The sequence below is a fragment of the Paenibacillus sp. FSL R5-0887 genome (assembly GCF_038002305.1).
Classification (GTDB): Bacteria; Bacillota; Bacilli; order Paenibacillales; family Paenibacillaceae; genus Paenibacillus_AQ; species Paenibacillus_AQ odorifer.
This window is the reverse complement of the sequence record NZ_JBBOCE010000001.1, coordinates 1,461,648-1,477,029: the sequence shown is the minus strand read 5'-3', so window position 1 is coordinate 1,477,029 and position 15,382 is coordinate 1,461,648. Positions and strand designations below refer to the sequence as shown.

The 15,382-nt window shown below is 45.4% G+C and carries 13 protein-coding genes; 3 read left to right on the top strand and 10 right to left on the bottom strand.

Annotated features, from left to right (window positions below; all coding sequences use genetic code 11):
* Position 1 precedes the first annotated feature (1 nt).
* A complete protein-coding gene (locus MKY14_RS06660; protein ID WP_217696907.1) occupies positions 2-637 on the top strand; it encodes a TetR/AcrR family transcriptional regulator in 636 nt (211 codons plus the stop codon).
* Between the two features lie 82 nt (positions 638-719).
* Here the strand turns inward: MKY14_RS06660 and MKY14_RS06655 are convergent, their stop codons facing one another.
* From MKY14_RS06655 to nikB, 8 genes are all read right to left on the bottom strand, one after another.
* Positions 720-1,709, bottom strand: coding sequence for an alpha/beta fold hydrolase (locus MKY14_RS06655; protein ID WP_076184906.1), 990 nt, complete (start codon positions 1,707-1,709; stop codon positions 720-722).
* Between the two features lie 254 nt (positions 1,710-1,963).
* On the bottom strand, positions 1,964-2,713 hold the full coding sequence (locus MKY14_RS06650; RefSeq protein WP_339187082.1) for a class I SAM-dependent methyltransferase: 750 nt from the start codon (positions 2,711-2,713) through the stop codon (positions 1,964-1,966).
* A 7-nt stretch (positions 2,714-2,720) separates the two neighbouring features.
* Complete coding sequence (locus MKY14_RS06645) at positions 2,721-3,473, bottom strand: class I SAM-dependent methyltransferase (RefSeq protein ID WP_076184908.1); 753 nt, start codon at positions 3,471-3,473, stop codon at positions 2,721-2,723.
* Complete coding sequence (locus MKY14_RS06640) at positions 3,473-5,146, bottom strand: nickel ABC transporter substrate-binding protein (RefSeq protein ID WP_340976037.1); 1,674 nt, start codon at positions 5,144-5,146, stop codon at positions 3,473-3,475. The genes MKY14_RS06645 and MKY14_RS06640 overlap by 1 nt, the downstream gene beginning before the upstream one ends.
* A gap of 18 nt (positions 5,147-5,164) precedes the next feature.
* Positions 5,165-6,013, bottom strand: coding sequence for an ATP-binding cassette domain-containing protein (locus tag MKY14_RS06635; RefSeq protein WP_339187075.1), 849 nt, complete (start codon positions 6,011-6,013; stop codon positions 5,165-5,167).
* A gap of 37 nt (positions 6,014-6,050) precedes the next feature.
* The gene (locus tag MKY14_RS06630; RefSeq protein ID WP_339187072.1) at positions 6,051-6,836 is read right to left on the bottom strand and encodes an ABC transporter ATP-binding protein; all 786 of its coding nucleotides are present in this window, start codon (positions 6,834-6,836) and stop codon (positions 6,051-6,053) included.
* Positions 6,833-7,678, bottom strand: coding sequence for a nickel transporter permease (gene nikC / locus MKY14_RS06625; RefSeq protein WP_445253423.1), 846 nt, complete (start codon positions 7,676-7,678; stop codon positions 6,833-6,835). The genes MKY14_RS06630 and nikC overlap by 4 nt, the downstream gene beginning before the upstream one ends.
* A 23-nt stretch (positions 7,679-7,701) precedes the next feature.
* Positions 7,702-8,640, bottom strand: a complete 939-nt coding sequence (gene nikB / locus MKY14_RS06620) for a nickel ABC transporter permease (protein ID WP_340976035.1) — start codon at positions 8,638-8,640, stop codon at positions 7,702-7,704.
* A gap of 239 nt (positions 8,641-8,879) precedes the next feature.
* Between nikB and MKY14_RS06615 the strand changes: the two genes are divergently transcribed.
* Positions 8,880-9,575 carry a hypothetical protein gene (locus MKY14_RS06615; protein WP_076307858.1) on the top strand — a complete coding sequence of 232 codons (696 nt, stop codon included), beginning with the start codon at positions 8,880-8,882 and terminating at the stop codon, positions 9,573-9,575.
* A gap of 136 nt (positions 9,576-9,711) precedes the next feature.
* On the opposite strand, the gene MKY14_RS06610 is transcribed toward MKY14_RS06615, so the two are convergent.
* Positions 9,712-13,008, bottom strand: coding sequence for a chitinase N-terminal domain-containing protein (locus tag MKY14_RS06610; protein ID WP_340976033.1), 3,297 nt, complete (start codon positions 13,006-13,008; stop codon positions 9,712-9,714).
* 167 nt (positions 13,009-13,175) lie between these two features.
* On the opposite strand from MKY14_RS06610, the gene MKY14_RS06605 reads away from it, so the two are divergent.
* On the top strand, positions 13,176-13,346 hold the full coding sequence (locus MKY14_RS06605; protein ID WP_339187066.1) for a hypothetical protein: 171 nt from the start codon (positions 13,176-13,178) through the stop codon (positions 13,344-13,346).
* A gap of 14 nt (positions 13,347-13,360) precedes the next feature.
* On the opposite strand, the gene MKY14_RS06600 is transcribed toward MKY14_RS06605, so the two are convergent.
* Positions 13,361-15,283, bottom strand: coding sequence for an AraC family transcriptional regulator (locus MKY14_RS06600; RefSeq protein ID WP_340976031.1), 1,923 nt, complete (start codon positions 15,281-15,283; stop codon positions 13,361-13,363).
* Between the last annotated feature and the right edge of the window lie 99 nt (positions 15,284-15,382).

Genomic DNA, 15,382 nt, shown 5'->3' with positions numbered 1-15,382 from the left:
CATGAAAAACAATGAAACGAACATCAGAATGTACAAACGGAGGGGAAATGTCATCTCAAATCATGAATTATACAGTCCAAATACCTCTCAGCATCGTTCCAATAAAGAAACCAACCGTTTGACAAGAGAAGCCATCTGTACGGCATTAGTCTTCTTGATCCAGGAACAGCCTTTTGACAAAATCACCATCACCGATATTGTGAAGCGCGCAGGGGTTTCTCGAACAGCCTATTACAACAACTATTCCTCCAAGCAAGAGATCCTGGTGGATTTGGTCGATTCGCTTATTTTTGAAATTAATCAAAAACTCTTACCTTACACCAATGAATTAACAGGCAAAGCTAAAGAACCTCAAAAATTTATCAAAGTGCTTTTTGAAGTTATTTTTCAGCAGCGGAACATCTACAAAGCACTTCAGAGTGCAAAGTTTGATCATGTAATTCTGGATTGCTTGAATGAAATGATGCTTTCTACTGCTCATGACAAAAGCGACGAGAATGTGTACCGAATATACTTTAAAGCGGGGGCCCTCTATAATGTTCTCCTTAAATGGATACAATCAGACTTTGCAAAATCCATAGACGAAATGACCAAAATTTGTCTTGAGGTATACCATACTCCAATGTCCCAGGAATAAGGTTTAAAAATCGTGTTTATAAATGAAAAAACAAAGAAACCACGGAACCAAGTTCGGCTCCGCAGTTTAATTATCAACCCTACTATTGAATTTGAATTTGTTTCATGTACTCTTTGAATGCCTCGGCGATTTCTTTGTATTTTGTATGATGCAGATAATGTGAACCTTCCATTGGGATCATTTTGCCCTGTGCGGATTGTTTGACTTGCTCCTCATGCAGCGGAATCCACTGTTTATTGTGCTCGTTATTTGATTGAACGAAGAGAAGCAGCGGCAAGTCATTTGGCATTGTGATTTTTTCTCCATTTTTGAAATTGGAACCGAGGTGGCCCAGTTCATTCATCAACGTTGGATTGGTCGCGACTTGATTCGAAATCAAACGCATCTGTTCTTTGGTATGCTCATCGAACGCAAGCGATTCATAGGGATCTCCGCTCACTTTTTGGACCAATCTCATTAGACCTGATTTTTGAAGAAATTTCATGGCGTTCAAAGGTAATTTGACATCCATTCCGGGTTGATTGGGAACGCTGCTATCGATGCCGACAAAAGCAAGAACTTCATCCGGATATGTGTTCACATAGGTCGCTCCGTAAAGTCCCGCGATGGAATGTCCCATTAGAATGTAACGGTCTAAACCCAGTTGCTGCAATGCTTCGTGAACCTCACTTACTATATTCTCAGTCGTTCTCTCCTTCTCGGTTTCATCGCTCAAACCATAACCGAAAGGCTCGACCACCACGACTTTATAATTAGGGGTAATTTCATCGATCAGCAATTTGAAATCAAGTGCAGGCGTCGGGGTTCCTTGTCCCGGTAGGAGTACAACAGTTTGTTCTCCACTGCCTTGAATAAGCACATTCATCTTTTTCCCATCCACATTGACATACTGGCCATACGATTCGATTTTCTTTTTCTCTACCCCGTCGCTGATTGCATCAACGATAAAAACGATGCCCATGAACAGCACGAGCGCCCCTACAATACCTCCGATTATTTTTAACCATAGGTTCCGTTTCTTGTGGCTCTTAGTCCCTGTTGTTTTTATTTCTACCTTATTTGCCACGTTCATCTCTTCCCTTCCTTGTCCCTGTATCTGAAGTGCCGCCTTGACGACATATTCAAAGTGTAATCAATCAAGATGTACTCTTCGTGACGACAATATGAACGGAATATGAACAAGACAAAAAAAGAAGTTTTAGATTAACATCAAATCGGAAATGAAATAATGTTCTTGTCCTTTACTCAAAAAGCAGCGTTTCTCATTAGAGATCGCTACTTTTTATTGTATACTTCATTTAATATGTGTAGGTTCTCACTATTCTATTATTTCTCAGCACAAATCATGAATATCGGTGTTGACCGGTTTAAGACTTGCTGTTTCTCATCCAGAATTTTTGCGTTCAAATTCTCTTCAGCAAAAATATTAGCGAAGCCTTCTTTTTTGAGAGTCCGTATATCCCACTCGGGACGCCATTCTCTGGTCAGCGGCAATACAAGACTCAGACGGTCTGTCTCCTCTATGTCCTTATGATGCGGGAGTTCACCAAAGCCCTTATCTACATAGGTTTGCTGATCCTCTACTCGCTTTTGCTGCATCTCTTCGTCCCAGAGATGGCGATTCCAGTTGGCATCAAAAACCAGCAGCCGTCCCCCAGGCTTAAGTACTCTTCTCCACTCTTTGTAGGCTGACTGCGGATCGGTAAGGCTCCAGGTGACATTGCGGCACACGATCAGATCGAAGCTCTCCGCAGCAAAGTCAAGCTTGTGCGAATCCATCTTGCGGAAAGTAACGGTTACACCTTCACGAATGGAGTGGGCAAGTGCTTCTTCCAGCATATTGTCGGTGCAATCGATCGCAGTAACCAGATGCCCGGCACTCGAAAGAATCACAGAGAAGAAGCCAGGACCGCAGCCAATATCTAGGACATGCAGTCTTTCCTTCTGCGGTGCATTAGTGAGGATAAGCTTCAGCCAGGCTTCCCGCTGGAATCCGTTGAGTTCCTTCTGAATGCCTTCGCTGTACAGCTCGGCTTCGCCTTCCCAATACATTCCCACCTCTTGTTGTATACCCATTTATCATTCACTCCTTCTTGGCAAGTATCATGAACCGGTTTACATTCTGGTAACCGTATTTCAAATAATCTAGCGGCATCGCACGGGCAGGGATAAAGTTCCGGTGAACATCTATGGTTCGGAACCCGGCCTGTTTCAGCGCTGTCTCGTCAGCTTCAGGCCGTAATACATTAACATATGGCAACTCGCTTAGCAGGCTTTTATCTTGACTGCTTCGCTGGCGGATTCTTTGTTCTGTGAGTAGAATCAGTGTCCAGGACAAGGCATACCAAAGTCTATGGAATACAGTCTTGCTCTCTTTATACAAATAGTTACCGTCAAAAATAATCAGGGTCCCGCCCGGTTTTAGAATCCGATACCATTCAGCATAAGCCCTCTGTGGATCAGGAAGCGTCCATACTACATCCCTGCAGACCACTGCCTCAAAGCTATTCTCTAGCTCCATATGCAAATCGGCAGCATCAGCGACATAAGCTGGAACTTTATATCCATAACTCTCAAAATTTCGTGAAGCTCTATCGATCATTCCCTGAGAGGTATCCACCGCTGTAGGCAGATGACCCATCTGTGATAAGAGTATGGAGAAAAAGCCAGGCCCTGTTCCCACATCCAGCACCTTTTGCTGGGGAGTTGTTCCCAACCCTTTAATAAGCAGTTGTTTCCAGAGGTTTATGGTTTTTTTGCTGCGGAATTGAGTCTGTATGACTTTGTCATAACTCTCCGAGCTTGATGTCCAGTATTTCGAAATCTCTTTTAACATCATTTTTCTCCTATGTCGAGTAGATTCCAGAAGACCGGCATAAAGGTGGAGTACCCCGGTTTAAATCCAGTCACTCTATTATTTACTGCCAAGATATCGTCAGGAAAATAAATAGCTGCAAACATAGCCTCCTGATACAATTTGGAGAAAATGGAGTCATATGCGGTCTGACGTTCCTGAATATCGGTTGTTCCTACTGCTGTGTCAATCAGTGATTCTAGTCCAGGATCAGACCATACGACAGCAGATGCGTCAGCTGTTTTATGAAATAGGGACAGCAAGAATGCATGCGGATTATAGGCATCATCATAAGTCCGGTACATGATTAGATCATAGGCTTTGCTTGTCCATAAGGCATCGTAATAGGCATTCGGCTCAAGAACCTGAAGATTCACTCTAATGCCAATCTCCTTTAACTCAGACTGAACCAGTTCACTAATCGACTTCCATTCGGGATATTCAGCCTGCTGCAGCACGAAATTAAGCTCAAGCGGCGCTCCGTCCTTCTGTACAATTCCATCTCCGTCCGAATCCGTGTAACCGGCAGCTGCTAGCAGTTGCTTCGCTTCCAGCGGATTGAAGCCGTACCAAGTATTATTGGACTCCGTCACATAAGGAACTGTCAGCGGGAACAGGCTTTGAGCTTCACTGCCGATACCGTCCATAAGATCTTCGACAATGCTTTTTTTATTAATTGCCAAATTGATAGCTTTGCGCACATTCAGATCTTGAAGTGCGGGCGTTTTGTAGTTAAAGATCATGAAATGAGAGCTTGTTCCTTGTGCTTTTTGCAAGGTCAGTGAAGAATCCGCTTCAATCACTGGCACGCTTTCGACTGGAATCTTTCCCATTTGTCCCCCGGCAATGTCAATGTCTCCAGCTTGCAGCGCTAGTACTCTGGACTGTGGATCTGGGATTACCTTCAAAATAATTTTCGACAGCTTCGGCATTTCTCCCCAATAATTCGGATTTCTGACGAGTATGGCTTCCTGATCTGTTTTGTAGCTCTCTGCCATCCATGCGCCAGTTCCAATCGCTTTGATGAATTTACCCGTAATATCTCCTGCGGGTTCCACAGCGGAAGGGCTGATAATTCGGACCGGTCTTGCAAAGGATAACTCGGTTAAGAAGGGATAATACGCTTTGTTGAATGTCATTGTAATCGTATGTTCGTCCACAACAACAAGGGATTGCATCGCAGTTGCTACATTTAACGAATTGGCTGGATCCTTAATCCAGCGTTCGAAGGAGAATTTAACTGCGTCGGCATTAAACTCCGTACCGTCAGAGAATTTGACGTCATGGCGAAGATGGAACGTATATACTTTCCCATCTTCTGAAATATCCCAAGACTCCGCAAGCGACGGCAGTATTTCGCCTTTTTCACCATACTCCACTAACCCCTCATATATCATCGCGTGCACATTCATCGAACCATCATAGGCACCGGCATCCAATCGGTCTATACCGGCATCAGACGATATAGCAACAGTGACTGTCTTGTCCTGAGCTTCAGATCCTTGTGCAACTTCATTATTGGCGGTATTATTGGCTCTAGCCGTAGAATTGCTGTTATTACTGTTGCTGCAACCTGATATCAACACAACTATTACAAGAAGCATAAAGAATAACGATTTTGATAATAGGTTTTTTGTCTTAGGGTTCGTTCTCATTCTTGGTACATCCTTTCTCTACTTAACATCATAGGAATGGCTGGGTTGCCACTCCTCTCCCAGTCTCTTCTTTCTTAAGCGGGGGTCCTGCACAGGTACCGAGGAGAGCAATGTTCTTGTATAAGGGTGGTCTGCTTGCTGCAATATGGTTGCACCCGATTGCTTCTCTACAATTTCCCCTTGACACATCACAGCCACACTGTCGCAAAAACGATTTACAACTGACAAGTCATGTGTAATGAATACATAGGATAATCCCAGCTCATGCTTCAACTCCTGCAGCAGATCCATCATTTGCTTTCGCAGGGTGACATCGAGACTTGAGAAAGGTTCATCGCAGATAATCAGCTCCGGCCGCAAGGCGATTGCGCGCGCAATTCCGACCCTTTGCTGCTGTCCGCCGCTGAGTTCATGCGGATAGCGGTGAATATGCCGCCTTTCAAGTCCCACAAGCTCAAGTGTGTCTGCTACCGTGGCCCTGCGGGCTCCAGCCTTCCTCTCTCCATAGTTTCGAAGAGGCTCCCCGATAATTTGCTCTACCGTAAACAACGGATTAAATGAAGCCAGACTGTTCTGAAACACCATCTGCATCTTCCTGCGGATCATGCGCATTTCGCTAAAGGTCCAATCCGTATAATCCTCGTTCCGGTACATAACTCTTCCGGAGGATGGTTTCTCCAGTCCCAGCAGAAGTCTGGCCAAAGTGCTCTTACCACAGCCACTTTCCCCCACTAAACCAAGGGTCTCACCGCTCTCCAGACTGAGAGACAGGTTGTTGACGGCATGAACACTTCTGGCATTACGTGTGAACCACCCCCTTTCCATCCCATATTTCTTGTTCAGGCTTACCGCTTTCAATAACTTCAAGATCACCACGTCCCTGAAAAATGTAATATTACCGTTGTTATCTGCACTCCATTAAGTATTTAGTATAGGGATGCACGGGATTAGAAAAGAGTTCAAACACATTGCCTGATTCCACAATCTTCCCGGACTTCATCACATATACATAATCTGCAAGCTCCGCAACAACGCCAAGATCATGGGTAATTAATAGGATGCCGACATTGTTCGTCCATCTGATTCGGTCTAGCTCTTTAAGAATCTGGGCTTGAATGGTTACATCCAATGCCGTTGTAGGCTCATCTGCAATTAGCAATTGTGCTCCGGATACCAGGGCGATGGCGATCATTACTCTTTGACACATACCACCGCTAATTTGAAAAGGATATTTATTGAAAAGCAATTTAGGCTCGCTGAGCCCTGCTTGCTCCATCTGCCTCATGGCAAGCAGCTTTGCTTCTTTTCCCGATATACGCTTGTGCAGTTTAATCGTCTCCATGATCTGCCTGCCAATAGTAAGTACCGGATTCAGCGCGTTCATAGGATCTTGAAAGATAACAGCCATTTCTGTTCCCCGAAGTTTCTGTATCTGACGGCTGGAGCACTCACGTAGATTGTTACCCTTAAGCCAGATTTCTCCACTCTCAACTATGCCTGGAGAATCTACTAATCCTAATATGGACATTGCCGTAACACTTTTACCGCTGCCGCTCTCACCTACAAGTGCGACAATCTGCCGGGATTTCACCTCGATACTGACATCATCAACCGCTGTAACTTTATAACTGCCTGTGTGAAAGCAGGTGCGTAAATGACTGACCTTCAGCAGTGGAGACTCTGCCATCATATTCTGACCCCCCACTTTACTACAGAATTGAAAGCACGCTCTGGTTGTCGCAAGCCTTCTCCCAACAGATTAAAGCCCAGAACCGCCAGCATGATCATCATTCCCGGAAATAGCATCAACCGCGGCTCCGTTTGAATATAGGCACGGCTGTCGTTCAGCATTACTCCCCATTCCGGTGTAGGCGGCTGAGCTCCCAAACCCAGAAAGGACAAACCCGCAATGGAGAGCATAATCGTACCCACTTCCATAGAAGCAAGAACCAGAATAGGCCGGGCTGCGTTCAGCAGAATATGCCTGAAAATAATTTGTAAATGAGAAGTGCCTGACGCTTTGGCCGCTGTAATATATTCACTTTCCTTGATTTGAAGGACCATACTGCGTATCACTCTGGCATACCCCGTCCACCAGACAGCAGCAAATGCGATTAGCAGATTCTTCATACTGGGACCTAGCATGGCTGTAATAGCAAGTGATAGGATTAAGCTGGGAAAGGCAAGCAATATATCTATGATCCGCATAATCAAATGATCGATCTTGCCGCCAGCGTAACCAGCCAGTAAACCAACAGGGATGCTAATCGCAAAAACAACGATCAACACCATAAACGAATAATTTAGGGAGGTTCGGGTCCCATAGATTAATCGGGATAAGACACAGCGTCCCAGATGATCCGTACCGAGCGGGTATTGCCAGGAAGGTATAGCCAGTTTGTGTTCCATGTGAATCTGCAGCGGATCGGAAGGTGAAAGCCATGGGGCAAAGAGTCCAACGGATATGAACAAAAGTACTATGCCCGCTCCTAACCTTGCTCCCTTATTCTTAAATAAGCTAATACGAAATATGACAATCCGCTCCTTCTAAATCGTCACCGCAGCCTGATTCGCGGATCCAGCAGCAGATGTAATAAATCCACTGTCAAGTTAATCAGGACAACGACAACAGCCATCCATAATACGTAACCCTGAATGACAATATAGTCTTTCGCAAAAATCGCCTCAACGGCATACTTACCAATTCCCGGCCAAGAAAATATAGTTTCAACAATAACGGAACCGCCTAATAGCCCCGCTATGTTAACCCCAAGGAGGGTAAGACTCGGAAGAAGCGCATTACGAAGTGCATGCCGAATGATTATTCTCCATTCCTGCAGCCCCTTAGCTCTAGCTGCTGTGATGTAACGCTTGCCCAAAACGTCTAGGAGACTGGAACGAATCAAGCGGATGTAGACTCCTGCCATACCAAATCCTAGTGTGAAGGCAGGTAGAATGACACTGGATACCCCATCCATTCCCATCACAGGAAATAGCTTAAACTTCACCGCACCATAATAAATCAGAAGCAGACTTAGCCAGTATCCTGGCATTGAAACACTGAGCATTGCACATACTCTTCCCAGTCGATCAAGCATTCTACCCGGATATAATGCAGACCCCACTCCTATCGGCAGGGCAATAAGAATAGCGGACAATACGGAACAGGCACTGAGCAGTATAGTTGCCGGAAAACGACTCATCAGCTCTGTGAACACTGGACGACCGCTGCTGTAAGATAAGCCAAAATCGAGATGGGATACCCGGTTCAACCAGTGAAAATATTGCTTATGTACAGGACCATCCAGACCAAGTGTATGTCTGGTCGCCTCAATAGCTTCCTGCGTAGGTTTGATGCCGTCAGCACGCAGCATGATCTCCGCTGGATCACCTGGTGTTAAATGCATCAGCGCAAAGGTAATGCAAGAGATGCCGAGCAGCACGGGGATGAGCTGCAATAAGCGTTGCAACAAGTATCGATTGATGGCATTCAACTCCAAATTCTTAATCGTAATAATTACGATTATAGCATAATCTTTTTAAATTAATAGTCTTAAATTGATTTATTTTATGTAGGACATAAAAAAATCAACCCCTATTAAATGAGTTGATCTTTAAACATTTGGTCTCTGCACAGTCGCAACTATTTTTCACAATAATATTGTCAAATCCTTAGGAATCATGTCATTATAAGTAGGTTCATATTAAAAATATCAATAAAGGAAGTGTGTATTTGAGTCGGTTCAATCTAGTCCTCATCTATGTTTTATCCATCATGATAGCTTTTCTTTTAGGAATTTACGTGGCCCCTAGCGTTGAAACACGCTTGAATGGGCAGACTGTGGCAAGTAATCCCGTTATCGAAGAAATACCGCCTAGTACCGCAGATAAAGCTGCTATTGCTGCTGAATCCAACACTACTGGATCCAATCCTATTGAATCAGATCCTACTGAATCTTCACCTTCACCTTCTCCGGAAGCCGTTGTCTTGGAAGATATGCCTTCGGACGATGATACTGGACCCGTTGGTGATGACTCTGAAGATCTGTCAGTAGCAGATACCCCATCCGGTCAAGGGATTGGTGCGCCATTAGAATTCAAGTATAGTACGAACTCTGCCGATGCTGTTAAGCTTACTTGGGAAGCTGACAACTTAACTGGAAAAAGGATCAATTATTACACTGCCCACATCAGCACGTTTAATCCAGTAGGCGATCCTTCTAATGATCAGCTGAACGGCAAGAGCAGCTTTTCACTTAAATATGTGGGGCCGGTTGAGCCCAATGATACTTTATTTATTTTCAGTGATTTTACATATCAGAATACAATACATACGATTATTATTGACCAGCTCACACTTCAATATGATGATGGTACTATCGAGACCTTCGACTATGGTTACGAAACTACCGATGATAGCGGCCTATAATCCACATGATTTGCAGCCCTGGTGCGAACCAGGGCTTTTAGCAGGCACAATTGAACTAATGGTAATGTAAAAAACGAAGAGCGGCCTGGAATCCGGCGCTCTTCGTTTTTTACTTTTATTGTTACTGTCAGTCTGTTTAGCGGATGACCGTTACCTTGATCGTATCACTGGCAGTCACTCCCGCCGCGTTGACCAGCTCCGCCCGATATTCGTACACACCGGCAGTGCGTCCGCTGATAGTGGTTGCTGCACTTTGTGCCGAAGGCGTATGGGCATTCAACGGCTGCGAGTCGATGAGCTCCCCGTTCTCATACAGGCGGTATTCTGTAGCGTTAGTCCCCCACCACAGATTCATCGACACCTTATAGGTGCCATCTCCGTCCCAGTTATCTTCGGATAGTATCGGCTTGCCCGGCGCGGAGTCACTTATGGTGACCGTAAGCGGATCGCTCTTGGTCGTGCCATATTTGTTGATTAACTCCGCAGTGTAAACATAAGTGCCGTTCACCTTACCATGAAGCTCTGTACTTGCCGTCTGGGCAGCCGGCGATACATCTTTCAGTGTCTTGGAATCAATCAGTGTACCGTTCTCATAGAGTTTGTAACTCGTGCCGTTATTACCCCACCATAGGTTCATGGTGACTGTATAGTTACCATCACTAAGTCCATTAGCATAGCTGCTGTTGGAGGATAGCACAGCTTGTCCTGGCTTACCAGTCGCAATCACCTGGCCGCCAATAACCTGGAACGTATTGCTCTTTTCAGTCGTATTGCCGGCCGCGTCATGCACGATGTATTTCACGGTGTGGGGGCCGGCGCCTAAATCGGCGGCGCTCAGGGTCTGGCCTTCGGCAATCGGTCTTCCATCTAATAGAAGCTGTTTCGAGGTGACACCTGACAATACATCGTCAGCAGTCAATTCAAAGGAAAGCTGTGCTCCTTCTTCTACATCTCTCACCTCATGACCGGATTCTTTCAGTTCGGCAACCGGTGGAGCCGTATCAATATTGAGGTTCAGCGTCTTTAGATCTTCCACTTTGCCTTTTGCCGGCACAGCATGGTATGTCAATGTATGCCGCCCATCTTCCTTCAGGTCCACAGGTGTACTGTACTCAGCTTCCTTGTTGCCGTTCAGCGAGTAATAAACATTAGCTGTATTTGTATTCGCCTTCAGGGTAACGGTGACCGGCTGGTTAAACCAGCCGGAAGCATTAGGCTCGGCAGAAAGCGTCGCCGTTGTTACCGGAGCCCCCTCTTCTGCTGCTGCGGCGAAGTCATCGAGGCTTCTCGGCTTGAGCTGGTAGATGCCTTTAAAAATTGTGGAAACACCTGTAATATTAAGTTTCTGTCCTTCTGTATAAGGGAAGTTATCCTTAGTAATGCCTGTCCGGGCATCCACGCGCACATGATTGCTTGTCCCGTCGGCATTGACGGCGTCGAATTCAAAGGAGCCGCTTGGCGTAGCGTTGATAATGTTCGCCACGGTCACACCGTTCAGTTGAACCAATTGGCCTTGGTTGGCATCATTCACCATACTCGCCGCAATCGGCTGCGGCAGTGTCGCCGTGCCCGTCTTCGCAATTTGCACTGCTTCTGTCAGCTCCAGCTCTGTGTTGTACAATGCGGTGGACGCTGTTACCTTGACCTTATCGCCAACGTGGAAGCCGCTCTGACTCTGAAAGACATAAACCCCACCGGTTCCATCTTGGAGATAGAAGGACTGTCCGCCGAAGATACCCGGCTCAGTCGTCACGGTCCCCTCCACCGTTACCAGTGATCCGGCTGCCTTAGCCCGGGAGTCGCTGATAGAGATTGTAGCCGGAATGGGATCTTCCTCAGCCGGAAGCGGTTCAGCAGGAACATTGCCCAGCGTCACCGATTCAGTCTTGAGGTTTGTACTGTTCTGGCGGAGGCGCAGATTGGATGCAGCTGTGGTGCCCGGCTTGATCTGGATCGTCAGATCCTTATAGGCATGACCGTTCAGATCAGCTGTCAGATTGAATGAGGAGCTATAGCCGTAGCTGCTTGGCCAGGTACCGTCGCTGTTCTGAATCTTGGCGATTTGGGCGCCGCTGCTTACCTGGTAGACACCTACCTGGAAGCCGGATACGCTTGTGCCTGCAGGAAGATTATCTGCACTCACCCGAATCTGAAAATTCTGTGCATTTGGCAGCACAGCCTGGTGCGTGAAGTTATAAACCGCACTTGCAGTGGCTGCCGGTCCGCCGTAGGAGCCTGCTTTGAAGGTGCTGCGATCATACCATTTGTAGCCAGCATTAGGTTGAGCCCAAGGCTCCGGCTGCGGCTCAGTGGACAGCGCCGGCTCCTCGAATGGCAGCAGTGTTGTCGGCTGATCTAGCGTCAGGCCATTCACCTGGGTGAAATCCGTATAGCTCTCCTGCTCGGCGAGCCAGTTCACGGTGTTAACCAGCAGTGTGGCATCGTCCACTTCCTTGAAGCCATCGTAAGTTGTTTTCTTGGCGCCGGTATCTTCGCGCAGGTATTTCGGTGTTACATCCTCTACAGGAGATGAGTCACCGATGAAGGCTGCCTTGCCGGCGCCTTTTTTAGCAACTGCCACATAGGGACCTTCTGCCACACCGCCGCCGTTATAGACCCCCTGGTCTACGGCATTGGCCCAGGCAGCATTGGTTTGCGGCAGGTAGACGATACCTTTCGCACGGGTTGGGTCTAGAATGGCCAGCGTGGAACCGGCATGCATAGCTACCGCTGATACGCCCGTTGTAATGCCGAAGGCTTGATCGGGAGCTACGACGTTGGTTGCGTTAATGTCGCCAAGCGCATTGTAGCGGAAACGGACACCGAACTCGTCCGCCAACCAGTCAGAGCTAACCACACCCTGCATGGCTGCAGAAGCGACCTCATCGGCATTCATGCCTTTGGCTGGATTGTCCCATGCTCCACGGCGGTAGCCGTTGAAAGCTTCTGAACCATCCCAGCGGTTTTTGTTGCGGTCGGCGTTATAATGGTCACCGATGAAGAAAATACTGCCGCCATCCTCCACATATTCCGCCATCGCAAGCTGCTCGCTTGCTTTGTAGGGCACGTTGGATTCGGCGACGATGTAGACATCATAATCGGAAAGATCACTCAAAGTAATTGGAGTCGTCTTGCGGAGTTCTTTGACATAATAGCCTTCCTGGGCAAGGGCATTCCCAAAGTCTGAAAAAGCGCCGTCAATCACCCAATCGGCTGCTCCCGCAGTCTGCTCATGGGTGTTGTCGAACAGGATCTTCTGGCCTGCATGCTCATTGACGACTTTGGCCTCAATGTACGGCGCAGGATCGTTTGGTCCTTCTGCGAATACCGCCGAACCGGCTCCGAACGTGAACAGCTGAAGTGGTACGGCCACCGCCACAGCTAGAGTGCTGTTCATCAGCCTCTTTTTCCAAACTGAATTCTTCTCCTTCATACCCTTCCTCCTCAAGATATAGTCCGGTGAGTAATTACCATAAATACCCACCTGCTAGACATCTACTATCCTATCTCAAAACAATTAAAAAAAAGATAGATTTATGTAAACTGCTGTAAAAATTATACTTTTGGCCTATAAAACGGGTCGAATATAGAAAGGGTATTATGAAAAAAGTCACAGTTGCTGAGGCTTATGATGAAGGATTGGACTATCGGCATATTAGCAAAAAAAAAACGAAACGGATAAATGCTCCGTTTCGCTCTCTTCCTATGTCGCCGCTGGCAGTTTCTGCTTGTTGTCCTGGTATCAATATTCCAGAAACATCAGTGGCTTAAGTATATCTATTAAACTATTTACTAGTGCCAAGTAACAAATTCACAATCGTATCAAGCTGAAGCTCTAATGAAAAAGGATCTTCCATTACGAATTCATCATGATAATTATCACCATACAAATAAACTTTACCATTTTTCACTGCAGGGATGCCTTTCCATATGTTACTTTCCATTGCTTTATTGGTAGCATCCGCATCGCCATTATAAACAAAAACATAATCACCTAAATATTCTGGAAGCACTTCTAATGAAATCGATTCAAATCCCTCCGCCATATTTTTTGCACTTTCTGTTGGAGGCAGCTGAAGCATATTGTATATAGTGGAAGAACCATAGTTTCCTCCCTTTGCCGCTAAGACGTATACCGCCTTTTGTGAAAACTGAACAATCGAAACGGTTTCCCCTTCCTTGATAACCCCGGCAAGTTTAGACTTTGCTTCAGCTACTTTCTGTTCATATTCCGTAATCCATTCTTCTGCTTCTTTTTCTTTTCCGAATATTTTGCTTACACTCCTAAATTTATCAAGCGGCCCTGCTGTTTTTAACCCCTCCCAATAAGGCAGAAAAACAGTGGTCCCAATTTTCTCATATTGTTCTATGTTCTCATCGATCGAACCGATAATTAAGTCCGGATCTAGCATCGTTAATTTTTCCAGATTTAAAGGGAAATCCCCTAAATCCTCAATTTTCTCGATCGTTTCTTTGGGTATGTCCGCTTTTTCCATCCAGCCTTCATCCAGCATAAACGTTCTTGCTCCGATGGGTACAATTCCTAATTTCAATAAATGCCCCATATATTGGTCAGCCGCCACTCTTTTCGGCTCTGCTGGTACTTCCACATCTCCCTTAGGCGTTGATACTATTCGAGTGTTCGTACTATCTTCTGATGTTGCTTGATTTACGGTTCCATTTCCATTACTTTGTTCCTTCGTAGCAGTACCCGTCCCACTTGAGCAAGCACCTAATAATAGAGAACCGCAAAGCAGTAAAGCAGCCGTCGTCTGAGATTTTGTCATTTTAAACATATGTAATTCCCCTTTTTCCGTATTATGATAATGATTATCATTATTAATATACTGTTGAACGATGGGTTCAAAAATAGAGGATGTGGGGAAGTTTAATGGACTTTCAGCAACTTTTGGCCGCTGTGACTCTTTTGTTCTAAAATGTGCAGGGGATACACCTTTTCTTTTCTTGAAAATTCGGCTGAAATAATATACGTCTTTATAACCAACGCTTGCTGATATTTCCCCGACCGAAGCATCTGTTGTCATTAAAAGCTCTGTTGCAAGTTCAAGCCGAAACCGAATTAAGTAATCAATCGGACTCATACCTGTGTACTCTTTAAACAAGGATGACAAATGATAAGCACTGAAATTAAATACTTCCGCAAGAGAATCTAATGTAATTGGCTCCGCATAGTACTCCTGAATGTAGGTGATTACTTGGACTGCAACACTGGTCTGTTTCACCTCAGTCTCTTTTCTATGTAATTCTTTTAAAACCTGATGAATGAATTGATAAAAAAGTGATTTTACGTTGAGTCTCTCTTCTTGCTCGTTCCATTTTTGATACATCAATTGCATTTTGTTATAAAGTAAAATGGGTGCATCAGGGGATAAACAATATTGTGATTGGAACAGATCCTCCTCTTGAATCCATGCACGGTAATAAATGATATAGTAAACAAAATTCTTACTTGTCGGAACAATATTAAGTATCGCCCCTTTCCCGCTATGCAGGACTTGAAATCCTGTAAAAGAAAATTCAGAGTGATCTAACTGAACTTGAGCGCTCCCTTGTACCGAAAGTAAAAATATACTGGCAGGAATCTTGTACTTATGAAGAATTTCGCCTTGAACCCTTTCAATATGGCGCACATCCAATAACTTGACCGTCGCTTGGTCCCAAAACAATATTTCATTGCTTTTGTACATAATGACTACCCCTCCGTTATCTGTCTAATCCTCATCATAAATGATAACCATTATCAATAACAGTCAAGATATTTATCTTAATAACAAAAATCCGATTGC

What these genes read in the sequence shown, in the direction of transcription:
- MKY14_RS06660 (WP_217696907.1), top strand. Translation starts at nt 2, where the DNA reads ATGAAAAACAATGAAACGAACATCAGAATGTACAAACGGAGGGGAAAT.
- MKY14_RS06655 (WP_076184906.1), bottom strand. Translation starts at nt 1,709, where the DNA reads ATGAACGTGGCAAATAAGGTAGAAATAAAAACAACAGGGACTAAGAGC.
- MKY14_RS06650 (WP_339187082.1), bottom strand. Translation starts at nt 2,713, where the DNA reads ATGGGTATACAACAAGAGGTGGGAATGTATTGGGAAGGCGAAGCCGAG.
- MKY14_RS06645 (WP_076184908.1), bottom strand. Translation starts at nt 3,473, where the DNA reads ATGTTAAAAGAGATTTCGAAATACTGGACATCAAGCTCGGAGAGTTAT.
- MKY14_RS06640 (WP_340976037.1), bottom strand. Translation starts at nt 5,146, where the DNA reads ATGAGAACGAACCCTAAGACAAAAAACCTATTATCAAAATCGTTATTC.
- MKY14_RS06630 (WP_339187072.1), bottom strand. Translation starts at nt 6,836, where the DNA reads ATGATGGCAGAGTCTCCACTGCTGAAGGTCAGTCATTTACGCACCTGC.
- MKY14_RS06610 (WP_340976033.1), bottom strand. Translation starts at nt 13,008, where the DNA reads ATGAAGGAGAAGAATTCAGTTTGGAAAAAGAGGCTGATGAACAGCACT.
- MKY14_RS06605 (WP_339187066.1), top strand. Translation starts at nt 13,176, where the DNA reads ATGAAAAAAGTCACAGTTGCTGAGGCTTATGATGAAGGATTGGACTAT.
- MKY14_RS06600 (WP_340976031.1), bottom strand. Translation starts at nt 15,283, where the DNA reads ATGTACAAAAGCAATGAAATATTGTTTTGGGACCAAGCGACGGTCAAG.